The following is a 25,221-nucleotide window of genomic DNA, read 5'->3' on the forward strand; positions in this document are numbered from 1 at the left end:
TAAGTAGAAAGGACAAACGATGCTTAAATCAATAATAAAAAATACCCAATTAAAAGCCAGCGTTTTTAACAAGCGTTTTTCGAAGAATTATGATTATATGTTAAGCTTGCGGACGGATAATTTATTGCGTAGTTATTTGTTAGAAGCAGGTCTTTGGAGTTATAGCGGGAATTCTAGCACAACCATTGATCCGGAAGAGCAAGTAGAACAGCCAGATGAGTGGCATTGGGGATGGGAAGCTGTCACCTGTGAAATTCGTGGTCATTTTCTCGGCCATTGGTTATCGGCCGCTGCTAAAATTTACGGAGCAACTAACTCACCAGTGATCGCTGGAAAAACCGAAGAAATTATAGCTGGTTTGGCTAGGTGTCAGCAGGCCAACGGCGATGGCTGGGTGGCTTCTATTCCCGAAAAATACATGCAGCGGATGGAAAAAAAGCAAGCTGTTTGGGCTCCCCATTACACCATTCACAAAACGATGATGGGCTTGTTAGATGTTTACAAATATACTAATAACGAAGAGGCACTCGCTATTCTTATTCAGTTCAGTGAGTGGTTTATTCATTGGTGTGAGAGAGTAAATGAGGAGACTTTTCAAAATATTTTGTCTTATGAAACAGGAGGGATGTTAGAAATCTGGGCGGAGCTGTTCGCCATTACGAAGGATCCGCGCTATCGCCAATTAATTGACCTCTATTATCGGCATTCTTTTTTTGATCAGCTGTTAGAAGGAAAAGATGTATTAACCAACAAGCATGCGAATACTCAAATTGCTGAAATTCTGGGTATCGCCCGTATTTGGGAGGTCACTAAAGAAGCCAAGTATCGATCGATTGTAGAAAAATTTTGGGAAATGGCAGTTGAAAAGCGCGGGACTTATATTACAGGGGGGATTTCCTGCGGGGAGCTGTGGACTCCGATTAAAGATTTTTCGGGTCGTTTAGGCAAGGCTCAGGAGCATTGCACGGTCTATCATATGATTCGTTTGGCTCACTATTTATTTAAGTGGACGGGGGATTCTAAATATGGAGATTTTGAAGAATTGAATCTATACAATGGTATTCTGGCACAGCAAAACAAAAACACTGGAATGGTTACTTATTTTCTTGATATGGAGCCTTGTAGTCAGAAGAACTGGGGCGATCCCTTAAAGCATTTTTGGTGTTGTCATGGCACTTTAGTCCAGGCGCAGAGCTCGTATCAAGAGTGTGTTTTTTATCAAGAAGAAAATACGGTAACCATAAACCAATACATTCCTTCCCAAACGATCCTAGAAGCAAAGGAAGGTCAGCTGAAAATAAAGCTTATTCAAGATAGTCAGCTGGGGGAAGGTCCCTTGGAGCGTTCTAATAAATTTGGCAAGCAGGTTATTCAGTCCTATGAATCTAGCAGTGATATTCCCAGCAAACGACCATCAAGCTACCGATATAAAATTATCCTAACAGGTGAAGGCTTCTGTACATTGAACTTTCGTGTGCCAAAATGGTCAAAGGAGACACTTCTATGGGTCAATAATCAACCACGAAATTATATAGCTAATCGAGGATTTGTAACCATCGAAAATCTTACCTCAGTTAGTGAGATTGTAATTGAATTTAAAAAGTCTATTGAAATGGTTACGCTGCCTGGCAATCCTAATCGCGTAGCCTTTATTGATGGCCCCTTAGTTTTAGCCGGATTAACTGAGAAAGATGTACCAATACACATCCATGAGGGGCTTTTCCAGCCACTGAATGAGAGACACCATAGTTTTTGGCGGGACAGCACCTATATCACCACAGGACAAGAAAAAAATATAAAATTTGTTCCCATATCAGAAGTTTCAAATGAGACCTATTCAATCTATTTTGAAAGAAAAGGATAACAAAGTAACATATCTAAGAACTGTTGTCCAATAAATCATTGTTATCACAGCTTCTATATACAGATGATGAAAAAGTGTCAATAAGATAGTCATTTTAACGACACTTTTTCATCATTCAGCAAGTAGCCAGTCAACAATATAAATAATCGGAATCCCATCCACCTGCTCAACCTCAGAGTAGCGGCCAGTGATGACTATTTTTTTGTAGTTATCTTTTATATGAAGTAAATTATCCGTCTCGTGCTGATTATCGGGTAATTCGTAAGTGATTTGGACGTAAAGGGTTTCATCCAATTTTCTGGCGACAAAGTCAATTTCTTTTTTACTCAGCTTACCGACATCAACGGTGTATCCTCTACGTAATAATTCAATGTAAACAATATTTTCTAAGCGATTACTGTAGTTTCCATCTTTTCTCCCTACAGCATTTCTTCTTAAACCAGCATCCACAATAAAGTATTTGCCATTTGTTCTTAAATACTCTCTGCCACGAATGTCATATTGTTTAGCCTGGTAAAACAGATAACCGTTCTCCAATAAATCCAAATAGCGATTAACTGTATGATTAGTGGTTTCGATGCCTTCGCTTTTCAACGTATTGACAATTTTTGACGCATTGACCAATTGTCCAACATTATCGGCTAAGAAACGAATGAGTGATTTTAAAACAGCGGGGTCTTTCACACCTGCTCGTAAAGCGACGTCGTTCAAAACAATCGTATCGAAAATCCCCGCTAAGATGGTATCCTTGATTGACTCCTCAGCGATGACCACGTTGGGAAAACCACTATATTTCTCATACTCATTATAAGCACTATCTACTTTACGAGAAGCTAGATCAATATTTTTTGCTCGTAAAAATTCTTGAAAAGAGAAAGGATACAGAGGGATTTCAATATAACGTCCATTTAAAAGAGTAGCCAATTCACCTGAAAGCATGTTTGCATTAGAGCCTGTGATCACAATATCACTATTAAAGCTGACACGAAGACCGTTGACTACCCGTTGCCAACCATCAACGACTTGAATTTCATCAAATAGAAAATAGATTCTCTGATCATCCTTAGGTAATAATCCGCTAATTGTATTGCGAAATTTTTCTTCGGTAGTGACGGTTTGATACGCAAAGCTTTCTAAATTTATATAAATGATATGATCTTCAGGAACCCCTTCTTGTAATAAATACTCCCTAAAAAGCATCAGTAAAACAGACTTTCCAGCACGTCGTACACCCGTAATGACTTTGATAAAATCAGTATTCTCAAATTGAATGAGTTGTTGAAGATATTCTGGTCGCTGAAACATGAGCAGTCCTCTTTGAAGTAAACTTCCAATTTCGTTTAAAATTAATAGAATTTGAAGTAAAACTAAATTTGTGCCTGATGAACTATCTCATCAAATAAAATCAAATCAAAGCTTACTATTTTATTTCACCTCTCGATAAACGTTGATATAAAGCTTTTTCTCAAGAGGTGAAATAAATTGACTACTATTTTAAAAATTTACGTACTTTGCAAACTTAATAGCCGCTTCTCCTTCTAATGGAATCATTTTAACGGTAACGGGTAAATTGTCGTGTAAATAAGCAGTGATTCCTAACTGTAACGAAGTATTTTTTTTCAATATTAAAATGAAGGTCTACATCATCGGGGTCGATTGACCTTTCGTGAAAATCATCACGTAATTCAATGCCGTTTTGAAAGAATTTATATTTAACGAGCGAACCCATAAAAGATCTTTTGTTATATAAAGAAGAATCATTTCTCCAATCAAATTGGAAATTCATTGTTGTACCTTCTACTTTTACATATAAAGGCTTTAAGTTAGCACGGTCAAATTGAAAATCGCCAAAAGAAGTAAGATCAATTTTTGTATCTATTTTCTTTTCGCTTTCTTGTACTGATGATTCTTTAAAAAGATTTTGCAAATGGATTGAAGGGCCGATAGTTACAAAGAAGCTTAATACATATACGGCAATAGATGAAATAAAAACTTCTTATTATATTTTGTTTTTCCATAGTAGAATATGCTTACTAGTCCGCTTAAAAATATTCATGGTCTTTCTCCTCCAATGAATTTATTTTACGTCATACGTTTTTCTGTAAAGACATTTCTTGTTCTTCCGTTAGCCAACATTGATAAAATTCCTCATTTAATTCATAGCCTTTTCCCCATACGGTAGTAATGACATCATAAGGAAGGCCACATTGTTTAAATTTATTTCTAATTTTTTGGATTAAGCAGGACAACTGACTCAAATTAGAATTAGTAATACCATCGTTCCATAAATAATCACACAAATCTTTTCGTGACAAAATAGTTTCTTGATTTTGTGCCCATAGTAAACGGTCGAATATATTTTTCTGAGATTTAGTAAAATTCATATAAACACTTCTTAAATTTCCAGCGTGTAAAGGTATAACATGTTTTGTAGAAAAGCTTTTAAAATGATCCTTATTACCTATCTTTTCCTCCAATATAATAGCGGCTTCCGCTAATCCTTCCCTTAATTCTTTTACAGAAGGGAGTTTGTTAATCCAATGAAGGATGCCATTTTCTTTCCACATTCTCTTTTCATCGGGAGAAGGAGATTCACCAGCCCGAATAACGACCAATCCATAAGAATTCAAAGTAGGTAAAATATTTACGACTTCATTGTCGCTTATAGTTTCGCTGATAATCACTATTTTAAAATAAGAAATTACAGGCAAAATTTTACCATCTTCTAAAGGTTGAATAAGGTGAGCTGAACATAACACTTCATAGTTTAAATAATGAAGTTGCTGAATTAATGATTCCTCAGATAAAACATTTCTAGTTAAAATTAATACGTGTTTCATAAGGGGGCACCTCTATTTTAAATTTTTAGACTTTCCATATAATTATTGTTTTACCTTAATATGAAATGGATGTTTTGTTCATCGAGCTGTTTTTTTGCATCTTTAAAAACTTTTTCTTTTCTTGAAGGTTCAAGTGTTTGATAGATTTAATCTAATGGTAAGTTTGTAATTTTATATGCCGAAAGGCAATATACTTTTTGGAATAACGGTATAACTATTAATATAAATTTGCTTTTAGCTGTTTTTCAGCATAGATAAGATTTTTTTCGTGAGGGTTCTAATTTGAAGTAAAATAGTTTCCTATAGATGAATTATGGTTTTATCATCTGAAACATTTTAAAACGTTTCAGATGATAAAATCCTCTAAAAAACCTCTTTTTTTCTTAAAAGCAGCATGTGGGAACAAATGATTCAATTTAAATAAATTTCGTTTAGTGTTAGTTGTTTAATCGGTTGTATTTTTTCGTTGAGTTGTTACTTTGCGGCTTTAAAAACTTTTTCTTTTCTTGATGGTAAGCTTGTAATTTTATATGTTGAAGGGCAATGGTGGATGTAGTTTTTTTTGAATACTTTTGAATACCAAAAGATCGTTAAACGTTGCGAGTGATTGTGAGAGGTATTAGTCGCAAATGCTTTTAAACCATTTTTTTGTGAAAAGTCCTGACTTCTTTATTATGTGAATTCAAAGCTTACTATTTTATTCATGATTTGCACAAGGTCTTCTGGCGATTCTTTTTGACCAGTGTTAATCCATTCCTGCAAAACGCCTAATATTGCATTGCTTAAAAAGGTCACTAAATAATGCTTTTCTGTCTCGGTATCCAGTTGGATATTAATGTGGGCAATTATATTTTTCAGAGCATTCTTTTTCAATAATTGCTTCACTTGATTCTGAATTTCTGGTGACCCATGATCAGAAATTAGAAGGGCTAATAGTTCTCCATCATTTTTCAGGTAGTTAAGCATATGCAACATCAAGTCATTCCTTTTGATCGTACTTTGTGAAGCTGTTTGAATGATTTTATTGGCGTGAGCCAGTAGCTCCAGCTGATGTTTTTCAGCTAAATCATACTTATCAAGGTAATGTAGATAAAATCCGCTGCGGCTTATTTCGGCATATTCACAAATATCCTTAACGGTTATCTGATCAAAGTTTTTTTCCTTTAGTAAGCGAACCATAGCTGCTGTAATCCGCTGTTTGGTACGATAATAACGGATATCTTTTTCTTGTTTCATTAAAGAGCACCTCAGTTAGTAATCAATTTTTGACAAGTGTCCATTAAGTCAGTAAATGTCTTGTAGTTTTTTAAAATCATTCTATACTACAAAGAGTACAAGATAATACACACGATGTCCATTAAAATGAGGAGGGATTACACGTGGGGAAAAACACTCAAATCGCTGCAAAGATGACTCAAGCATCCATATCATTTAATCAACGTAAAATATTAGATAACGTTAATATTAAGCTTGATTCTGGTTGTATATTAGGATTAATCGGTCCCAGTGGAGCAGGAAAATCAACGACGATTAAATGCTTAATGGGAATGGAAAAACTAGATCAAGGAACAGCAGAAATTTTCGGAACAACGATGCCAAATCGTCAGATTTTAGGCCGGATCGGATACATGGGACAAAGTGATGCTTTGTATGAGGATCTGACTGCAAAAGAAAATTTAGTCTTTTTCGGTAACCTGATGGGTCTGAAGAAAAAGGAGCTAGACCAGGCAATTGATACAAACATAAACCTCGTTAACTTGACTCAGTTCATAAATCAACCCGTGAAAACCTACTCAGGAGGAATGAAGCGTCGACTTTCCTTAGCGATTACATTATTAGCTAATCCTGATTTGATTGTGCTGGATGAGCCAACTGTTGGGATCGATCCGAGTCTGCGAGTGACTATTTGGGAGCAGCTGCAGACTTTGGCTGCTATGGAAAAGGCAATCATTGTAACGACTCATGTAATGGATGAGGCAGAAAAATGTGATTACGTTGGATTGATCATCGAGGGGCAGCTCTTTGTTTTAGGAACGCCTAATGAATTAAAGAAAAAATTTGATGCAGACAGTATCGAAGAAGTCTTCTTAAAAGCAGAGGTGAATGCAAAATGATTCGATACAAAGCAATGTTGACTCGTGTGGTGAAGGAGCTGACTCGAGATAAGCGTACCTTGGCGTTAATGCTTATCGCACCGATAATCGTTTTGAGTCTTATGAATGTCGTCTTTGATACAAATGCAGAAACCCACGTTAAAATTGGGGTCGATGAGACGGTGCCGGCTGCTCTAACCGACAATTTTCCAACGGACGAAGTAAAAGTGAAAAGGTACCGTGATGCAAAAGATAGTGAGGATAAAATGTTGACCGACAATTTAGATGCATTTGTCACACTAAAAGGCTCTACCTTTCATATTTTGTATCAAAATGAGGACCCTAGCAATACAGCGAAAGTGAAAGCACTGTTCCAAAATATCATTACTACAAGTAAACTGAAGAAACTGAGTGTAGATTTGCAGAAGCTGGCAATGCAAACGGGGCAAAAAGTACATGTTGAAAACTTCTCAATCAAAAATACCTATGTATATGGTGATGCGGACAGTTCCTTTTTTGATAAAATATTTCCGATTCTAATTGGCTTCTTTGTTTTCTTTTTCGTTTTTCTGATTTCAGGAATTGCTCTGTTACGGGAACGAACTACTGGAACTTTAGAACGTTTGCTTGCGACACCTATTAAGCGGAGCGAGATTGTTATGGGGTATTTAACAGGCTATGGGATATTTGCTATCCTGCAGACACTCATTATCGTTTTCTTTTCCATCTATATTTTGGATTTACAAATAGCCGGGAATCTGCTGTGGGTTATCATAACCAATAGTTTGATCGCACTGACAGCATTATCTATGGGGATTTTTGTTTCGACCTTTGCCAACTCAGAATTCCAAATGATTCAGTTTATTCCTTTAGTTGTTATTCCTCAGGTTTTCTTTTCTGGCCTGATTCCATTAGATAGTATGGCAGATTGGGTCCGGTATATTTCCTACATTTTCCCCTTAAGTTATGGAGGAGAAGCTTTAACGAATGTAATGATCAAAGGGCAGGGCTGGTCAGCCATTTCCTTTGATTTAGGGGTGCTAGTTCTCTTTGTTGTCGGATTTACATTGTTAAATATTGTTGGGTTACGGCGGTATAGAAAAGTGTGAAGCAACTTTTTTTCACTCTGACATCTTTCGCGACAAGCTTGATTTTCAACAGCAAAAAGAGAACTGCTCGATTTTCATTGTGAGCAGTTCTCTTTTTATAAGTAAAAAATGAGAAAAAAGAACAAATCCGACACTGGATAAGCTTTTTGCCAAATGATGCACCCAATTTCTGTGACAACCAACGGATGGGGTGTTTTATGTATACTCTCAAAAATTCTAGCAGAAAAAGCAGTTAATTTTCGATCTTAATAGACTATAGAAACTCAAAAATTTAAGTTGAGGACCAGTTGTAACTTTTAATGATTAATCAATCAGACTGCGAAGAAATATTCTCAAAGTGAATAGAGCGTCATTTTTTGCCAAGCAATTGTAGCGGTTTATTCTTGGTGTTACGATACAAGCGAAAAGAATGGAGGAGGCTCGAATGAAAACGAATTTTGAGAGAATAAAAAGCGATATTGAAAACTTGGCAAAATATAATGCGACCCCAGAACTAGGTATTACACGATCAGCTTATTCAACAGAAGATCGTCAAGCGAGAAATTACCTAATCGATGAAATGGAGAAGCTAGGTCTGGAGATTTGGGAGGATGGGTTTTCCACCTTGTTTGGAAGACGACCAGGTAAAAAAACTGAAGCTCCGGCGGTGATGATTGGTTCACATTATGATTCAGTCGTAAACGGTGGACAGTTTGATGGTACTGCTGGAGTTGTTACGGCACTGGAAACGATGCGAGTCCTTGAAGAAATTAATTTTGAAAATGAATACCCGATCGATCTCATTTTAATGAATGCAGAAGAAGGTGAGACCTTTGGACCAAGTACTGGGGTTTCAAATTCACGAGCAATGATGGGGACTTTAACTATGAAGGAATTAGAAACGGTTAAGAATCGTCATGGTCAGACGAAATTAGCAGCATTGCGAAACTACGGTGTTGAGCCTGATTTGGAAAAAGCTAAACGAGATCCCAAAACCATTAAAAATTTTATTGAACTGCATATTGAACAAGGTCCTATATTAGAAGATGAGGGGAAAGATATTGGATTGGTTGAATTTATTCCAGGAATTGGCCGCTTTAAAGTACGCTTTTATGGTGAGACTGAAGATTCTACAGCACCGATGACTACTCGCAAAGATGCTTTAGTTGCAGCTGCTCGTTTTGTCTTATTCATGAATAATTGGATGTTATCTTTGGGAGATAATATTGCAGGTACTGTTGGAAAATTGAACATTGAGCCAAACTCTAATCAGTTTGTTCCTCACTTTGTCGAAGCACTTGTGGAGATTCGAACGTTTGATACAAAAACCATCACACCAGCTGAGGTAAAGGATAGTATGTCGAAAGAGTTGGTCGAGATTCAAAAGGATACAGGGGTGCGTTGTGAACTTGAGGAAATGGCCCGAATCGGTTACAGCAACCCAACAGAACCAAGTGTGATGGATCAAAGAAATGTAGAAAAAATGAAAGAGATTTGTCATCGATTGGATTATACGTATCGTATTATTAATAATGGGACTGGCCATGATGCTATGATAATGGCGGATTTTGTTCCAACTAATATGATCTACATTCCTTCAAAAAATGGCGTTACTCATCATCCTGATGAATGGACAGATCTTGAAGATGTTCAAAAAGGTGCCGATGTTCTACTGAATCTAGTGATGGCTATTGCGATGGAATAGGAGGCGGTTCATGGGAGTCTTCAAGTGTTAGTTAAGGAAAACCAACAGGTATTTGTTGGAAAGCCATTGCTTGTTTTTGATGCAGAACAGATTCAAGCAGGGAAGCTTTCCGATACGATAATGAGTTTGTTCCCTGAAGAGAAAGAATTCATTTTAGAATTTACGGAACATGAAGTAAAAAGTGGGAAACTGTTATTAAAAGTATAAAATAAACTTATCAAAGCTGTACTTTCGTATTACAATGAAAGTACAGCTTTTAATTTTTTTAGAGGAGGTCTGGGGATATGACACTCGAACAACTGATTAATGAGCATCATGGGCTATTAAATGAAAATGATGAATATGTCTTAGGATTCATTACTCGTAATATGGAAAAAAGCATCAAACAAACTGTTTCAGAATTGGCTAGACAGGCGAATGTATCAGATTCAACAATTATTCGCTTAACAAAGAAATTAGGGTTTAAGGGGTATGGTGAATTCCGTTATTTTTTAAAAGAGGAATACGTACGCAACCAAAAGACAAGAGTGGATATGAGTGATTTATTTCAGCCCACTATCCTTTTGGAGGATGTTCAGGTAACGATTAAACTATTCGAGGATGATAAAAGTGTAGAAGATATTTATGAAGCCATTCGTCGTTCGAAAAGGATTTTTGCTTACGCAACAGGCCATGGACAACGAATGATGCTGAATGAATTTGCCCGATGCATGTGGAATCTAGGAATTTATATAATCATTGTTCCTGAAAAGAATGAATTGAAATTAATCTCAAATGATATTACTGATGAAGATTTGCTGTTTGTTGTCTCATTGTCTGGAAGATTAAATACGTTAGAAGAAATCGTCCGAAAAATTCAATTAAAAGGAACACAATTAATTTCTGTTACACGTTTTGGTCAGAATAAGCTAGCCAGTCTGGCGGATACCAGCTTGTATTATCAAGTCACGAACATTAATAATGTCAATGGATTGAACAATTCTTCTTTTTGTACCTTAAACCTTGCTTTGAGTCTACTCTATGAGGGGTACCTCAATTATCAAAAAATGAATAGCTGAGAGTTCTTCAGCTGTTTGAAGACACGTTTTCGTGTCTTTTTACTTTTGAATGACCATTCAAAAAAAGAACGAACAATCATCCGTTGAATACTGATTTTATAGCCTTCTATCATATTGTTAGCGCTTTTTCAGGGTGCTATACTCACCTTGTAACAGAGAGATAAACGTTTATGTCAATCTAGAAAAAGAAGGTGTTAATTGTGAGAACTTATGTCCAAAAGTTAGGTAAATCATTGATGGGCCCCTTATCAATCATCGTTGCTTCGGGGTTGTTGTTAGGTATTGTATCGATTTTACAGAATCCTACTCTGGTGGGGGAAGGATTTGCAAATGCAACGATTATTCAAGGCATTGTTGGAGGTGTCCAAACGGTTGTCGGGACCATGTTTGGATTATTACCAATTTTGTTCGCAATTTCAGTTGCGATAGGGATGTCACAGGAAGACAAAGAAATTGCAGCTTTCTCTGTAGTTATAGCTTTTATTTTATTCCATGTAGTCATTAACTATTTGTTGAAACTAAAGGGAATTGATGCTGACAATACAACAGTTGAGCACTTAATGGAAAACGGGATGAGTCAGATTCGTGCTGTTGAGACTTCGAATATGTATGAAACTATGTTGGGAACCTTTACTTATCGGATGGGGGTTTTTGGTGGGATTATTACCGGACTTTGGACTGCAATGATCCACAATCGCTACCATACCAAACAATTACCTACAGCATTTAGTTTCTTTAGTGGTAATCGTTTTGTTCCTATTATGATTATCTTGACCATTCCTATTGTATCAATCATTTCCTATTTTGTATGGCCATTTTTCAATACTGCCATTAATGCATTAGGTGGTTTGATTGGTAACTCTGGAGTTATTGGAACATTTTTGTATGGCTTTTCAGAACGATTGTTGATTCCGACGGGCCTCCACCACGTATTGAATCAATTGATTCGGTTCTCACCGATTGGCGGAACAGCTACGATTGATGGGGAAACTATTTCGGGTGCATTAACGATTTTCAATGCTGAACTAGCAGCTCCGGTCAAAGACATGGAAATTATGCGCAATGCTACACGTTTCCTGACACAAGGCACACATCCATTTATGGTATTTGGTTTGCCGGCAGCTTGCTATGCAATGTACAAAACATCTTATTTAACACAGCGACCTAAGATCAAAGGTATGCTGATTGCAGCAGCAGCTACTAGCTTTGTGACAGGGATTACTGAACCAATTGAATTCGCATTTATCTTTATTTCACCGATTTTATGGGTTTTCCACGCCTTTATGTCAGGTTTGTCATTCATGATCATGAACTTACTGGGTGTAGCTGTCGGAAATGCCGGCGGCGGGATGATTGATTTAGCTATTTTCGGTATTCTCCAAGGGACCTATACCCGGTGGTACTTAGTCGTAGCTTTAGGATTAGTTTACGCGGTAGTCTATTATTTCGTTTTCAAATATGTAATTGAGAGATTTGACATCAAAACGCCTGGTCGTTCAAAGGATGATGTTTTAGAAGATGCTGACGAAGAAGTGGCAGGTAGTGAGTTAGGAAGTTTAATTATGCAAGCACTAGGTGGATTCGATAATATTAAGGAGATTGATAACTGTATTTCTCGTTTGCGTTTGGTGTTAGAGGATACAAGTATTATAAATGAGCAGCGGCTAAAGAAAACCGGATCGATGGGCATTGTCAGAATTGATGAGAAGAACCTCCAGGTGGTTTATGGTGGAAAAGTAGAAAATGCGGCACGTTCTTTGAAGAACGAAATGAAATCAATAAAAAGGAATCAGTGAGAGTGATCCTTACTAGGTGAAAAATAGTGACAACAGGAAAATTCGCATTTTTTATTTTTCCTAGGTGAGTGTCACCAAACTGCATTATCTTGCAACGATATACCTTTGTTTACCTCCGAATTAATTGACGTTCTTATCATCAAGAAACAAAAATACTGCAAGGGTAGTGATATCGACTACCCTTGCAGTATTTTTGATTTTGTTCAGCCATATTTACCAATGCTTTAGATGTTGTTGGACATCTAGTTTGCAAATCGAATGAACTCTCACGAAGGTGAAAATGATTCAAGTTACTTTCGTTTTCCTTCATAGCCACTAATTCCATCTGTAATGAGCTACATCGTTTTTTCTTCCTTAAAAAGATCCAAGCTGCCTCTATTAAGATTTTCATCGTTTAAAAGAATTGTTAAAAATACTTTTTCAGTGGCTCGGCGTACTTTACGTGGGACAAATTGTTGAATCCCCTCTTTGTTGTAACCAAGCTGAAGCTTATTTTCGTCGAACATTATAGGATGTTTCAATAAATCAGGATAATCCTCCAGCAATTTAATCAACTCATTAAAGGACAAGTCTTCAAAGTCAATATTCAATTCTCTATAGGATTTCGAACGAATAGAAATAATGTCTTCTGTTCCGTTTTCTGTTTTGCTAAGAAGCTCTTTAAGCTCTTCACTGGTGAGGGGGTTATTGATAATGTTTCTTTCTTCAAATGGAATTCGATTCTCTAACAGCCAAGAACGGGCCTTTTTGCAAGAATCACAATATGAAGCTATATACAATGTAATCATGTCAGTGACACCCCTTTCTGCCTGTAGATAAACCATAGGAATAGAATAACATATCTTTTATAGAAATCCACCATGATCTGATTAAGGTTATCTAATTTTTTCAGGAAAGGAAGGGGGAGGTCACAAAATTCAAGGCTGTCTTCTAACTGTTTTCCGATTTTTTCAGTGATTCTGGGGTTCATTTTTTCTGACATCAGCAGCTGCATCTAGGGTTTAGGCGCAATGAGCAAAAGTTTCTGGAAGTTTGTCTGGGTACTTATCCTAGTTCTAAAGTAAAAATCTCAGACAAATACATCGTCTCATCCTCAGCAATCGCAATTCCATAAGCATCTTCACTTATCATTAAAGTTGATAGTCGTTCAACCTTTTTTTGTATTGCCTGTTTTCTATTTGTTTAACAAGTACTAAAAAGTAGCGCAATACTAGCAAATAGCAAACCTTTTAACTTCTCTCAATCTTAAAAAGTAAAGTCGGGTGATAAATCTCCGGTATAGGGTTTATGTTCAACAAAAACTTTGATCTCTTCTCCAGCTTTATCTTTTCCCATTCGAGTATAGGTAAATTGTTTATCATTTAGTTCAGTCAATTCCAGAACAGCACCATATTTGTTTTCACCTAACGAAACGTGGGCACGAACTTTATTATGATCTAATACTTTAAAATATCCGAAATCTCCGCGGCTTTTTCCCGAAGTTTTATCAAAGAACTCATATTTATTAGTCGCAGCGTCAAACTTAGCTAAACTAATAAACATTTGATTTTCAGCAGTGACATCATTACCGTCTTCATCTACTACTTTTGTACCATTCCATAATGTTTCACCTAATAATTGGTTACCATCTTCATTTGTAACAGTTTTTCCTGTACTTGTGGTAAGTTTTTGAGGCTCATTTGTGAAGGCTAATTCTTTTTTCTCGTAGGGCACATGTTCAACAAAGACTTCGACTTCTTTGCCGTTTTGATCTTTGCCCATTCTTTTATAAGTAAATTTTTCATTCGTTACATCCGTCAAATCAACAACTGCTTGATAATTTTGCGAGGTTGAAATCAGAATGCGCTTTGCACCATCTGCTGTTATAAAGAATGTTCCTTCATCTCCGCGGCTTTCTCCGGTTTCTTTATCAAAAAACTCATAATGACCGGTTGTCCCATCATACTTCGCCAGTCCAATAAAATTAGCATTCTCCGCTGTTAAATCGTTATTGTCTTTGTCATATACACGTGTTCCTTGCCAATCCGTTTTTGCTAAAATAGTCGTTAGGTCATCCCCTTTAGTCGAATTTTTATTCTTTTCAGATGTAGTTGCTGTACTTTCAGTGACCTTTTTAGTAGAAGCTGAGTTACTGCATCCTGCTAATGTAACGCCGCCAACTGCTGCTAACGTTAACATTAAAATCAATTTCTTTTTCATAATTGTTCCCTCTTTCCTATTGGATGACCTTAGAATAGCATCCCTTCCTAAACTGCTTCTGTCTTAAATATGAACAAAAAATAAACTCTTTAGTGATTTAAAGGAAATCACTCGCCTTTCTCCACTTCTTTCGATACACTAAATTAGAAATTGAGAGTAAAGGAGGAAAAGCTGTGACGATCAAACGACGTTTTTTTATTTCTTATATAAGTGCCATTATTATTACATTAAGTGCTGTGCTGATCGTACTGTCTTTGGCTTTTTATATTACTTCAGGCACCGTTCCCAGTGTTCCGCAGGCATATAAAATGATGACGAAACAACGACCGTTGACTCAAACGGAAGAAGAGAGTTATATCACACTAGATAAATTGGTCAAACGCTCTCCTGAGCTGCTCACCCTTCCTATGAACAGTGAGTTATCAGAAGCCATTCATTCTATTGAAAACAAAGGCTTAGAAGTCGTCATCCGTAAAAATGCTTCCTTTCCATATTATTCAAAAGACCTGGTTGAAAAATCCTTGATTGTTCATAGCCCTGATTATGAAATGAATAATTTTATGCCGACAGGAACTTTAGACAATGCCGGTCGACTTTATCATTATGTTAAATCTGATTTTCAATATTTAGATGGAAGTAAGGGAAGCTTCATTATTTTAAAAAGAGAAAGCAACCTCTTTGAATTCATCACGCGATGGATCATTTGGGTAGTTATTGTGATTATCATCATTGCCTTTTTAGCTGCTTGGTATATCAATAAAAGATTAACAAAAACAACCATTGAACCGTTAGAAGATTTAGAAAAAGCGTCCAAAAAAATCAGTGATCCTACTCTGACGAATAATCCTTTTACCACAAAAGATGAGCAAAAATTATCATCTGAAGTAAAACAGTTACAAATTAGCTTTGAACAAATGTGGCAAGACTTACAAGAAGCCAATCAACAAAAAGAACTAGACGAAGATAGCCGAAAAGAATTGATTGCTAATATTTCTCACGATTTAAAAACACCAGTTACCTCTATTTTGGGTTATGTTGAGGGACTTTTAGATGGTGTTGCTAACACAAATGAAAAAAGGAACCACTATTTAAAGGTGATCCATGAAAAAAGCATCGCTTTAAATGAATTGATCGAAGAACTTTTCTTCTATTCAAAACTGGATTTAGATCAATCTCTTTATGAGCTGCGACTAACAAATTTTGTTTCATTCATTCAACCAATTTTAGAAGAATATCTCTGGGAGAAAGATATTGAGTTAACAACTGACATTCCAGATAAAAAATTACTGGTTAATATGGATGAAATTCAAATGAGACGTGTAATTACTAATTTAATCCAAAATAGCATAAAATTTGCTCATTCAGAAAAAGACGTATTAAAAATCTTTTTTAGTATTACCTATTCATCTACTGAATTGACTCTCACGATCACCGATAATGGGATCGGGGTTGCTGAAGAAGAACTCCCATACCTTTTTGATCGGTTTTATCGAACAGACAAGTCCCGGACCCCAACGATCAAAGGCAGCGGTTTGGGATTAAGTATCGCTAAACAAATTATTGAACACCATCAAGGAAGTATCTCCATAGACAGTAAGCACAAAACAGGCACGAGCGTAAAAATCCAATTACCTTTAATGAAGGAGGCTCACTAATTTTGCCACACATTTTGATCATAGAAGACGATCCTGATATCGCTGAACTTCAAAAAGACTATTTAGAGATCAATAATATGAATGTTTCGATTGAGCACGATGGGAAAATGGGGTTACAACTGTCTTTAGAAAAAAATTTTGATTTGATTATTTTAGATATCATGCTGCCTAGCATGAATGGCTTTGAAATTTGTAAAGCCATTCGTGAAAAGAAACAAACACCTTTGATCATTGTTTCAGCAAAAACGGAAGATATCGATAAAATTCGTGGACTTGGATTAGGGGCAGATGATTACATTATCAAACCATTTAGTCCTAATGAACTGGTTGCTAGAGTAAAAGCTCATATGAATCGTTATCAATTATTGAGCGGAAATACTTACCAGCCAAAAACAATCGAACGAGCAGATATTTCAATCAATATCGATGCCCATAAAGTTTATGTATTAGAAGAAGAAATTATTTTTACTAACAAAGAATTTCAGCTGCTATTGTTTTTGATGGAACATCCCAATCGAGTATGGAATAAAGAAGAATTATTCGAACGTATTTGGGATTTCGATGTTCTAAATACAGAAGTATCGACGGTAACCGTTCATATCAAACGAATTCGTGAAAAATTGAGAAAAACTGAATTGTCTGAATTACCCATTGAAACACTATGGGGTAGCGGTTATCGCTTTAATGCATAAATTTTGTAAAGAGTAGGGAGCTTAGCAAAAAATCGCACTTCTGCGGCAATGAGGAAAAACTTACTTTAAAAAGGCGTTTTAACGAATAAGACAAGACCGTTTATTGAAACAAATGAATATAAACGATTCGCAGAGATCTGTGATGCATGTACTAAATATATTGGAGTTGGTAAAACTTTCTTAGCACGTACTGACATAGCTGCGACGAAAGAAATTCTACAATATTCTCCAAAGTATCAGCAGAAAGACAATTAAAGACTAGCAATGATATTCATGGGTAGGGTGTTAGGGTTAGTTGACTCGGAGAATTTATCGAATCGAACAATAGAGAAAAAGGGACATAGGTTGTCGAGTGATGTGTATGAGAGAATTGATCCAATTATGGCAGATGAAATAGATATACAAAAGCATAAGCATAAATATCGATATATCTGAATCAAAAAAATAGAAAAGTGAACGCTCTCTTTGAGACTTCGCTCTTCTATTTTTTTCATTTTTAGCGTGTGCAACGTTTTGAAAAAGACAACTATTTTGTTATGAAGCATCTCTTTACATAAAAGGTGAAAGCTGGTAGCTGTTACCCGAAAGGCTAGAATCACTTCTCCCTGAAAGTCCAGATCCTATTTTAATCGAATGATGCTGAAAAGCTGACTCAGATCGGAAATGGTGGTTTTCTCGCCTCATAGAATACTGTATAGTTCGTGCTCGGAAATCACTTCTAGTCCTTGCAGCAAACAGTCAAAATGAATAGGAAACAGCCAAAAATAAGTTATGTCCTTCTATACGGATTTCAGAAAATTATTTTACTCTGCTTTAGGTATATAAGATTATCTGAAAATGTGTTTAAAATAAATTAAATGAACTTTTGATTAAGAAAATATGTTATAATCTCTAAGGAACTTTACTTTAAGGTGTATAGTAAAGTCGAAATTAAGGAGAAAAGAAGGATAAAAATGAAAAAACTAGTCAATGGGGTCATCTTACTGTTATTATCACTCTCAACAATATCAGTAGCAACAACTAAAGTAGAGGCTCTATCCAGTAGCCAAGGTGCGGTATTGTCGACACCAGAAACGAATTCAGAATTTGGTCATGTTCTTTATTTTCCAAATTCAGAATCCAGCAAAATCAATCGCTATTCATTAAATCGAGCGAGAAAATTTTACAGCTCAGATTTGAAGGCTTCTTGGACTACTCTTATTCCACAAGAGCAAGAAGGCTCACAAAAAATTGAAATGAATTCTTTTAAAATGACTTTAAGCTATAACGGCACAATGGCAACAAAGCAAGACTTTCTCGATCATGGCATTTCATTTCATTTTTACATTACCAAAGATGGAACTAATTTTACTGAAATGACGGATCTTATGGTTCCTCAAGAAGGTTATTATCAAATTCCTGGTGAATTTATTGGCTATCGTTATGAAATGATAAAAACTAATCCAACGGCAACAATTGAAGATACGTTTCAGGTTGAAGCCAATTGTTTAGTTGATGTAGATTTAACCAAAATTACACAAGACCAGTTTGCTGGTCAAGCTGGATTAGGAAATTGGTTAGATTCAAAATCTCCGAATGAACAGCCAACGAGTAATTATCAAAATGTATTCGCCATTCAACCAACGATTAGCGGCCAAGTTAATTATCAACAGTTAGCAGCTGAAACGGATTCTCCAGTGTGGGATAGTTCAAATGCAATTGAAGGGATTACTGTTGATTTATTAGAAGATACGCCCACTGGTGAAAGAATTGCTGCGAGCACTTCAACGGATGCACAAGGGACATTTACCTTCTCTGCTTTATCTGGTAAAAACTTTAGTATTACTGATACGAACAACCAATTAAGCGTTCGTGTTCGTCCAAAAAGTTATAAGGGATGGCTGGTCCAAGACGATACACCGACAGCCAGCAAAAATTTAGTCGTAAATGTTGGCCGATTGTCTGACATCGCGCGCCAATCAGGAGCGTACGCTCTTGCAGAATCAAAAACAACTTGGCTTGCTCCTTTTGATGAAGTTTTAGAAGCAGGTAAAAATGCGACCAATAGTAAATTTATTTTAACCGATTTTGAAACAACCCCACCAACCACTGAACCAAGCACTACTGAACCAAGCACTACCGAACCAAGCACTACTGAACCAAGCACTACCGAACCAAGTACTACTGAACCAAGCACTACTGAACCAAGCACTACTGAACCAAGCACTACCGAACCAAGTACCACTGAACCGAGCACTACGGAGCCAAGTACCACGGAACCAAGTACCACGGAACCAAGCACCACCGAACCAAGTACTACTGAACCAAGCACGACGACATCTACTACTAGTACAACAGTAGGGATAGTAACCAATAAAAATAATACGAATAGAACTGGTGGATTAGGATCAAATAATTCAACCGATCAGAGAAAGCTGCCAGCAACAGGTAGCCAACAGTCGTTCTTATTTATTGGTTTAGGTAGTTTAGTTTTGCTCATTGCAGCTTCTCTTTTACTATTTGCTAACCATAAGAAGGTAGACTAATCGAAAAGACTTAACAATGAAGAACTCGGATTCCTATTTAATTCCTACTAGCAACTTTAACGAAAATAAGCGGCATATAGTCTCTTGATAAGTAACTCAAAAACACTCTGTCATGAATCGTAACAACTGAGTTATTAAGGATTGCAGTTCTTTATGACCTGATTTCACCAGAGCATTGAGAAGCCAGAAATACTTAAAAAATTAGTTACAATGAGTTTGCGAAATGCGGAGATTTCGAATGCTAGAAGCACAAAGAGGCTAGAAAATAAGTGAAAAGATGACTTCAAATTCTGAACAGAGAATCTGAGGTTATCTTTTTTCTAATTGAGCTAATTTCATAACCGAGTACCAGTATTTAGCACTGATATGGAACTAACTTAATTAGAAAATATTCGAAAACGGGTGTTGGGTAACTATCTGGTATTTTTTTATTGCTGAAGACCATCGGGTGGTCAATATCGTTTTTATACATAACCGATTGAAAGAGGGAAGATAGACTACTGAGAGAGCCCACTCACTTTAGGAAAAATTAGAAATTAGCGGATGATAAATTATATTGTATTCTATAGATCAGTATATTCTTATAGAAGATTGCCTCTATTTCTTAGTTTCGTAATGAGCTTACAAATTAATTCAGTTGATCTTTTTGCGAGTTAACAGGATAGGACTTTTAGTTGTAATTGGTTTTGGTTTGTTGCTGAGATAGTTGGCAGTTAGTTGATAAAACAATGTTTCCATATGGCTTTTGCATTTACATTGCTTCCTTTTAGATATACAATGAACGTACAAAGGATGTGGTATTTATGTCAATGACGACAATTAATTTTAAAGTTGAGGAAGAGGTAAAAGAAGAAGCACAGAAGATTTTTAAAGAAATGGGGTTGAATATGACCACTGCATTTAATATGTTTCTTGTTAAAACAATTCAAGAAAGGCAACTACCATTTCAACCAACCGCAAATCGAAAAACAGAAATAGACTGGGAAATGCTCCCGCCAACTATACAAAATAAAATCGATGAGGCTCTTCTTGAATTGAACAATGAGAACAGCTACACGATTCAAGATTTAATGAAGAACAAAGAAAAACTGAGAGCGAAATATGAATGAGACCTATTCTGTCGAAATAAAGCAAACTGCATTGGATGATATGGAAGCTATCTACAGTTATATTGTCCGTAAGTTTAAAAGTATAGTAATAGCAGAACAACATTATGAGGCATTTATTCTTAGTATTCAGGGATTAGAGTATGACGCAGGTATGCGACCCATATACGTAGAAAGAAAAGGGATACACATTTATCGAAAGTCTGTAAAGAATTACATGCTTCTCTACACAATCAGTAGTAGAAAAGTAATTGTATTGAGAGTACTGTATGAAAAAAGAAATGTTTATACCCACTTAAATTAAATTTATACCTAGCAAAAGCGGGATTACTAATGTAAGGGAACCAATTTCTATCTTTTATAGCTCGATTTCAGCAGAGTATTGAGAAGCTAGATATGATTGAAAAAACTATAATTAGCTTGCGAAATGTGCAGAATTTAAGCAGCAATATGTTGGCATAATGTACTTTGGCAAATCAAAGTAAAAATAAAAACTATGCTACAATATAAAATAAGAACCAAAAAAATAGTTAGGATAAAAAAAGAAGCATATAAAATTTCTTTTGATAGCCTCTTTAATGGGAATAGCATTGGCAGGGTGTTCAAACAATTCATCCGATTCTGTAGAGTCTTCCAGAGAGACAAGCGATCAGTTGAGCTCCAGTTCAGTTATGGAAACTGCGACAATCAGCAGCGAAGTACCCAGCTCAGCTTCAACAGAATCTACCCCTACTACGACAACTAGTTCAGAGGAACAAATTGTTATAACTGGACTGTCAGAAGAAGCGATATTGAATAATGATTATTCTTCATTAAATGGAACCTGGACAAATTCAAATGGGCATGAGTTAACCATTCAATAATGGTTTAGTTACTTTATCTGGTGAAGGACTTGGAGGAGTAACTGAGTTTTCGCTGAGCAATCCACAGAAACAAAGCAATGTGATCTTTTTGTCATTTGAACCGGCTCCTGCACCAACTGGTATGAGCTTGATGATAGCTTCGAAGGGCACCACTCCGGAAGGCATCGAAGCAGACGGGACAGACTCAAATTATGATCGTATTATGATGGGAAACAATGGAGGTACGTTGTTGTTTGCTCCTAATGAAAACGGCGGCATCCCAGATACAGCATATTTTAGAGGGAAATAACACGCTAAATGATCAGCTCTTATCTTTACGAGTGCAGCGCAAACAGATTGTGCTGCATTCTTTTTTTGTTGCTAGAATTTTTACCTGTCAGATAATAGATATTCATAGCGACTTTATAAAAAACTAATGTAAAAGCTTACCTGTGTCTTTCTTTTTTTAGGATATTATATGTAAAACCTGCGTGGATTTTACAACTTTTCAATAGGATCGCAATCAGTTTCTTCAAAAAACACGGTCAATAATTCCCCATATACTATTTCTTGATTTATCAATCATAGAAGAGACAGGCATCCTATATGCAAGTATCAAAAGTTAAACGTTCTCAATGAATCAAAATCATCTAAACTATCTATAATATTTCTAGCTATTTTGTCAGCAACGATATTTCCAATGATTCCATTATGCGATTTTACATTCAAAAAATGAATATTCAATTCATAAGTATCAATGTTTTCAACAATTTGCTCTTGCACAGCAGTGGTCACGCCTCTAATTTTCATCTGATTTCTAGCCACTTTCTCCAAGTCATCAAAATCATATACTAAAATAAATTCTTTAAACTCATAAAGCCCGATAACCAATTTTAATGCAAATAGGAGTGCTTCTACTTCCCCATCAATATTGTTTTTTTTACTTACTTCGGCCTTTGCAAAAGTGGCAATCGTGCTACTTTTTTCGCATATCACAACAGAAGAACTGTACCGTTTTCGATGAGGAAAGTAAGAACCATCTACATAAATTACGGGTAACGACTTGCTTTCATAGGCTACAATCACTTCTTTATAAAGGCTATTTTTGTATTTACGAATAAATGCTGTACGCTCGTCGAACCATTTTTGTGCGTCTTCCCTGCTTTTGAAGTTATCTTTGCCCCAACTATTTTTTATTCCTTTCAAATTATTATCGAATTTTTTCTTATCTGTATAAATACCTGCACGCTTGCCAATGACAATTGCGTGGTATTTTTTTTGATTCTTGGTGACTCTCTCAAGCCATTTTTTAGCTTGTTCCTTATTTTTGAAGCCCCCTTTAGCAATCATATCTTTCGAACTAGAACTATACTTCTGGTATTTAGTAATATCAGTATAGATACCTCTGCGTTTTCCTTTAGCTACGACATAGTATCTAGTCTTTTTAGGAGATTTCTTTTTGTCAGTTGATTTTTCGACCTTTGACTGCTTAATCAGATTCGGTTCGGTAGTTTTAACAAGCTTGTAAGATCTTCCAGCAAGCCACTCTTCAGCATCCGCCAATTGTCTAAATCCTCTACTAGAAGAACCACTATGACCTTTAATTCCAGCTTGATAGTCGTCAAAATTTGTGAATATCCGTCCGGTATTATCTGTATATTTAACTGAATAATAATTGTTTTTAGACACGTTATCCTCCTTGAGAAAATTTTTATCTAATTTTCATTATACCAGCAAGTTTATTCAACTGATCTATTTAAGTGAGACCTTGTGTTAAGAAGTTTGTACCCTGTGAGCTCTTAGAGGATTGTCCATTGTTGTGTTGCGTGAAGTTGAAATAGACCGACAGAAGAAGAGACCCGAGAGACACAACAGTAAGAATTAGTGACTGGATTCGTAAAAGCTGTACGCAGGAAGATCTGCAGGAAATTCTCCAATGAAATTAAGTGATTCCGGCAACGATTTGCCATTCTCCCAAAACCATGAAGAAGGACGGTGCGCTGTCTATTCTGTTGAACATCCGGTTTGCCCGTTAAGAAAAGTAGCTGCTGAAAATTTTGTTTGATCGGAAAGAAGAGATCGTGTCGCGACAAGAACTATGCATCCTTTTGTGGGGAGGAATGCTACGCCATCCAATTTGAGACAGCTTTCCAGTATTGTCAACCGGCTCAAAAGAAAGTTCGAGGAAAGAGAAAATGATTCTCACCTATTGGAGCAATGGGTATCAGCTTACCACTAATTTTTATAAAAAGATGCCCGATCCGTTTCAAAAGATCATTGTCAACTGTTTCAGAAGATCAAAATAAGAAAACAACTAGGAAAGTAAAGTCACAGTACGAACTTTCACTTACCTAATTGTTTTTCTCTTATCGTGAACGAATCTATGAGTCTAATAATAGCCACTAAGACGGGCAATTACAACTTAAAAAACACACTCTACGCATGAAAAGGCAAAAGAAAATGATCCTTAAACGAAGTGATACACACCCATAGAATCAGCATAGGGATAAACAATACGTTAGATTTACCCAAAGAATAAATCTATAAACAGGGAAAAGGGACGTAATTCAATAAAATTACAACTGGTAAAAGCGTTCCTCAAAAGATCAATTACAGCTGATTTATTCAATTATCAAATATCGCAATCGCCAATGCCAACGCCTGATGCACTGTCATGGCGGAAATTCTTAGGATAAATATACCAGCATCACTTTTTTTAAGAGTTTAACCACTTTTTTAGACGAAATAAATAGTTTGAAGCTATTCTAATCTGTTAGGCATTCACCCTAATCTATTATCGAGCCAGATTTTTGCGAAGCCCTTAAAAATATCTGAGGCTGCAGAAGAATAGACCTCCGGGTTTCTTGCAATGACTAGGGAACGGTAATAGTGTTCCTTGATCGGTCGAATAGCGACAGTTACATGATTAGGTATGCTATCCAAGAAAAATTTTGAAAAGATACTGATGCCAAATCCTGCTTCAATAAGTTTTAAAGCCACCAATTCGTCGAATATTTCGAAAGTATATTGTGGTTCCAAACCAAGTGAATGGATAAAATTACCAATTTCAAAGTCAAATCTTTCGCCGGATAAAATGTATGTTTCTTCAACTATACGATTGATGGAAATAGTTGACTCTGTAACAAGTGGATGATCGCAGGGTAAGACCACGACAAACTCATCTTTTAGAAATACTTCACAAGAAAATTCTTCCATACCATACATAGAAGTAAAAGCAATATCAATTTCATTTCTATGTAATTTTGTATAAATCTCTTGCTGGTTGCCTGTAAAAATCTCAAATTTGATCTTTGGATATTTTGCTGTAAATTCTTTCAATATTTTTGGAAGGTAAGTCATTGCAAAGCTTATAAAACTTCCAATACGCACAGTTCCGATTTCCGATTGGGTCATAGAATCTGAGAGCTGTTGTAATTTTTGGTTTTCTTGATGAATAATTTCAAGCGATTTAATAACATCCTGTGCATTTGGTAAAAGCTGCACACCCGAATTTAAGCGTTTAAAAATCGGAAAGCCCATTTCACTTTCAAATGATTTAATTGTTTGACTAATTGCTGATTGACTATAGTTCAAATTTTTTGCGGCCTTGGAAATATTGCTTGTTCTTACAACTTCTAATATAACATCGTATTTCTCCATTTTGACCTCCAAATAGTAATCTTGTTGTTAACTAAAAAGTATGGGCCTTTTTCGATTTAATGTCAATTGCAGGTATTAATAAAAGTGATATCGGCCAA

The 25,221-nt window shown here is 36.1% G+C and carries 21 protein-coding genes; 14 read left to right on the forward strand and 7 right to left on the reverse strand.

From position 1 onward, the window contains the following. Positions 1-19: 19 nt before the first annotated feature. Positions 20-1,864 carry a beta-L-arabinofuranosidase domain-containing protein gene (locus IGI49_RS21645; RefSeq protein WP_429965530.1) on the forward strand — a complete coding sequence of 615 codons (1,845 nt, stop codon included), beginning with the start codon at positions 20-22 and terminating at the stop codon, positions 1,862-1,864. Between the two features lie 111 nt (positions 1,865-1,975). Here the strand turns inward: IGI49_RS21645 and IGI49_RS21650 are convergent, their stop codons facing one another. From IGI49_RS21650 to IGI49_RS21660, 3 genes are all read right to left on the reverse strand, one after another. Further along, positions 1,976-3,169 carry an ATP-binding protein gene (locus tag IGI49_RS21650; RefSeq protein WP_429965529.1) on the reverse strand — a complete coding sequence of 398 codons (1,194 nt, stop codon included), beginning with the start codon at positions 3,167-3,169 and terminating at the stop codon, positions 1,976-1,978. A gap of 782 nt (positions 3,170-3,951) precedes the next feature. Further along, positions 3,952-4,704: a winged helix-turn-helix domain-containing protein gene (locus IGI49_RS21655; protein WP_429965528.1), complete on the reverse strand. Its 753-nt coding sequence runs from the start codon at positions 4,702-4,704 to the stop codon at positions 3,952-3,954. Positions 4,705-5,376: 672 nt separating this feature from the next. Further along, positions 5,377-5,940 carry a TetR-like C-terminal domain-containing protein gene (locus tag IGI49_RS21660; RefSeq protein WP_429965527.1) on the reverse strand — a complete coding sequence of 188 codons (564 nt, stop codon included), beginning with the start codon at positions 5,938-5,940 and terminating at the stop codon, positions 5,377-5,379. Between the two features lie 173 nt (positions 5,941-6,113). Here IGI49_RS21660 and IGI49_RS21665 point away from each other — a divergent pair, with 173 nt between their 5' ends. The 6 genes from IGI49_RS21665 to IGI49_RS21690 all read left to right on the forward strand — a co-directional run bounded on the left by IGI49_RS21665 (position 6,114) and on the right by IGI49_RS21690 (position 12,444). Next, positions 6,114-6,818, forward strand: coding sequence for an ABC transporter ATP-binding protein (locus IGI49_RS21665; protein WP_429966080.1), 705 nt, complete (start codon positions 6,114-6,116; stop codon positions 6,816-6,818). Further along, positions 6,815-7,906 (forward strand): ABC transporter permease, encoded by a 1,092-nt coding sequence (locus IGI49_RS21670; RefSeq protein ID WP_429965526.1) that lies wholly within the window; start codon positions 6,815-6,817, stop codon positions 7,904-7,906. The genes IGI49_RS21665 and IGI49_RS21670 overlap by 4 nt, the downstream gene beginning before the upstream one ends. Positions 7,907-8,330: 424 nt before the next feature. Then, entirely contained in the window at positions 8,331-9,590 is a 1,260-nt protein-coding gene (locus tag IGI49_RS21675) for a M20 family metallo-hydrolase (protein WP_429965525.1), read from the forward strand. Between the two features lie 24 nt (positions 9,591-9,614). Beyond that, positions 9,615-9,797, forward strand: coding sequence for a hypothetical protein (locus tag IGI49_RS21680; protein ID WP_429965524.1), 183 nt, complete (start codon positions 9,615-9,617; stop codon positions 9,795-9,797). A gap of 77 nt (positions 9,798-9,874) precedes the next feature. Further along, the gene (locus IGI49_RS21685; protein WP_207702958.1) at positions 9,875-10,648 is read left to right on the forward strand and encodes a MurR/RpiR family transcriptional regulator; all 774 of its coding nucleotides are present in this window, start codon (positions 9,875-9,877) and stop codon (positions 10,646-10,648) included. A gap of 200 nt (positions 10,649-10,848) precedes the next feature. Next, positions 10,849-12,444, forward strand: coding sequence for a PTS transporter subunit EIIC (locus IGI49_RS21690; RefSeq protein ID WP_429965523.1), 1,596 nt, complete (start codon positions 10,849-10,851; stop codon positions 12,442-12,444). A 335-nt stretch (positions 12,445-12,779) separates the two neighbouring features. On the opposite strand, the gene spx is transcribed toward IGI49_RS21690, so the two are convergent. Further along, positions 12,780-13,232 (reverse strand): transcriptional regulator Spx, encoded by a 453-nt coding sequence (gene spx, locus IGI49_RS21695; RefSeq protein ID WP_429965522.1) that lies wholly within the window; start codon positions 13,230-13,232, stop codon positions 12,780-12,782. 457 nt (positions 13,233-13,689) lie between these two features. Further along, positions 13,690-14,643: a DUF4822 domain-containing protein gene (locus tag IGI49_RS21700; protein WP_429965521.1), complete on the reverse strand. Its 954-nt coding sequence runs from the start codon at positions 14,641-14,643 to the stop codon at positions 13,690-13,692. Positions 14,644-14,954: 311 nt separating this feature from the next. Between IGI49_RS21700 and IGI49_RS21705 the strand changes: the two genes are divergently transcribed. From IGI49_RS21705 to IGI49_RS21735, 7 genes are all read left to right on the forward strand, one after another. Beyond that, complete coding sequence (locus tag IGI49_RS21705) at positions 14,955-16,298, forward strand: sensor histidine kinase (protein ID WP_429966079.1); 1,344 nt, start codon at positions 14,955-14,957, stop codon at positions 16,296-16,298. Further along, on the forward strand, positions 16,298-16,990 hold the full coding sequence (locus IGI49_RS21710; RefSeq protein ID WP_429966078.1) for a response regulator transcription factor: 693 nt from the start codon (positions 16,298-16,300) through the stop codon (positions 16,988-16,990). The genes IGI49_RS21705 and IGI49_RS21710 overlap by 1 nt, the downstream gene beginning before the upstream one ends. A gap of 953 nt (positions 16,991-17,943) precedes the next feature. Continuing rightward, positions 17,944-19,515 carry an LPXTG cell wall anchor domain-containing protein gene (locus IGI49_RS21715; RefSeq protein WP_429965520.1) on the forward strand — a complete coding sequence of 524 codons (1,572 nt, stop codon included), beginning with the start codon at positions 17,944-17,946 and terminating at the stop codon, positions 19,513-19,515. Between the two features lie 803 nt (positions 19,516-20,318). Then, complete coding sequence (locus IGI49_RS21720) at positions 20,319-20,624, forward strand: type II toxin-antitoxin system RelB/DinJ family antitoxin (RefSeq protein ID WP_429965519.1); 306 nt, start codon at positions 20,319-20,321, stop codon at positions 20,622-20,624. After that, positions 20,617-20,925, forward strand: a complete 309-nt coding sequence (locus IGI49_RS21725) for a type II toxin-antitoxin system RelE/ParE family toxin (RefSeq protein ID WP_429965518.1) — start codon at positions 20,617-20,619, stop codon at positions 20,923-20,925. Before IGI49_RS21720 ends, IGI49_RS21725 begins: the two co-directional genes overlap by 8 nt. A gap of 274 nt (positions 20,926-21,199) precedes the next feature. After that, positions 21,200-21,484, forward strand: coding sequence for a DUF6287 domain-containing protein (locus IGI49_RS21730; RefSeq protein WP_429965517.1), 285 nt, complete (start codon positions 21,200-21,202; stop codon positions 21,482-21,484). An 88-nt stretch (positions 21,485-21,572) separates the two neighbouring features. After that, positions 21,573-21,773 carry a hypothetical protein gene (locus IGI49_RS21735; protein WP_429965516.1) on the forward strand — a complete coding sequence of 67 codons (201 nt, stop codon included), beginning with the start codon at positions 21,573-21,575 and terminating at the stop codon, positions 21,771-21,773. Between the two features lie 305 nt (positions 21,774-22,078). Here the strand turns inward: IGI49_RS21735 and IGI49_RS21740 are convergent, their stop codons facing one another. Together IGI49_RS21740 and IGI49_RS21745 are read right to left on the reverse strand one after the other, a co-directional pair. After that, a complete protein-coding gene (locus IGI49_RS21740; RefSeq protein WP_429965515.1) occupies positions 22,079-23,152 on the reverse strand; it encodes a viroplasmin family protein in 1,074 nt (357 codons plus the stop codon). 1,092 nt (positions 23,153-24,244) lie between these two features. Beyond that, complete coding sequence (locus IGI49_RS21745) at positions 24,245-25,123, reverse strand: LysR family transcriptional regulator (RefSeq protein ID WP_429965513.1); 879 nt, start codon at positions 25,121-25,123, stop codon at positions 24,245-24,247. Positions 25,124-25,221: the final 98 nt, after the last annotated feature.

This window comes from Enterococcus sp. AZ071 (assembly GCF_050499065.1).
In the GTDB taxonomy this organism is placed as follows: domain Bacteria; phylum Bacillota; class Bacilli; order Lactobacillales; family Enterococcaceae; genus Enterococcus_A; species Enterococcus_A ferrettii.

Coding starts and splice junctions, on each gene's coding strand:
- IGI49_RS21670 (WP_429965526.1), top strand. CDS start 6,815: ATGATTCGATACAAAGCAATGTTGACTCGTGTGGTGAAGGAGCTGACT.
- IGI49_RS21705 (WP_429966079.1), top strand. CDS start 14,955: ATGACGAAACAACGACCGTTGACTCAAACGGAAGAAGAGAGTTATATC.
- IGI49_RS21660 (WP_429965527.1), bottom strand. CDS start 5,940: ATGAAACAAGAAAAAGATATCCGTTATTATCGTACCAAACAGCGGATT.
- IGI49_RS21700 (WP_429965521.1), bottom strand. CDS start 14,643: ATGAAAAAGAAATTGATTTTAATGTTAACGTTAGCAGCAGTTGGCGGC.
- IGI49_RS21745 (WP_429965513.1), bottom strand. CDS start 25,123: ATGGAGAAATACGATGTTATATTAGAAGTTGTAAGAACAAGCAATATT.
- IGI49_RS21685 (WP_207702958.1), top strand. CDS start 9,875: ATGACACTCGAACAACTGATTAATGAGCATCATGGGCTATTAAATGAA.
- IGI49_RS21715 (WP_429965520.1), top strand. CDS start 17,944: ATGAAAAAACTAGTCAATGGGGTCATCTTACTGTTATTATCACTCTCA.
- IGI49_RS21720 (WP_429965519.1), top strand. CDS start 20,319: ATGTCAATGACGACAATTAATTTTAAAGTTGAGGAAGAGGTAAAAGAA.
- IGI49_RS21730 (WP_429965517.1), top strand. CDS start 21,200: ATGGGAATAGCATTGGCAGGGTGTTCAAACAATTCATCCGATTCTGTA.
- IGI49_RS21665 (WP_429966080.1), top strand. CDS start 6,114: ATGACTCAAGCATCCATATCATTTAATCAACGTAAAATATTAGATAAC.
- IGI49_RS21725 (WP_429965518.1), top strand. CDS start 20,617: ATGAATGAGACCTATTCTGTCGAAATAAAGCAAACTGCATTGGATGAT.
- IGI49_RS21645 (WP_429965530.1), top strand. CDS start 20: ATGCTTAAATCAATAATAAAAAATACCCAATTAAAAGCCAGCGTTTTT.
- IGI49_RS21650 (WP_429965529.1), bottom strand. CDS start 3,169: ATGTTTCAGCGACCAGAATATCTTCAACAACTCATTCAATTTGAGAAT.
- spx (WP_429965522.1), bottom strand. CDS start 13,232: ATGATTACATTGTATATAGCTTCATATTGTGATTCTTGCAAAAAGGCC.
- IGI49_RS21675 (WP_429965525.1), top strand. CDS start 8,331: ATGAAAACGAATTTTGAGAGAATAAAAAGCGATATTGAAAACTTGGCA.
- IGI49_RS21655 (WP_429965528.1), bottom strand. CDS start 4,704: ATGAAACACGTATTAATTTTAACTAGAAATGTTTTATCTGAGGAATCA.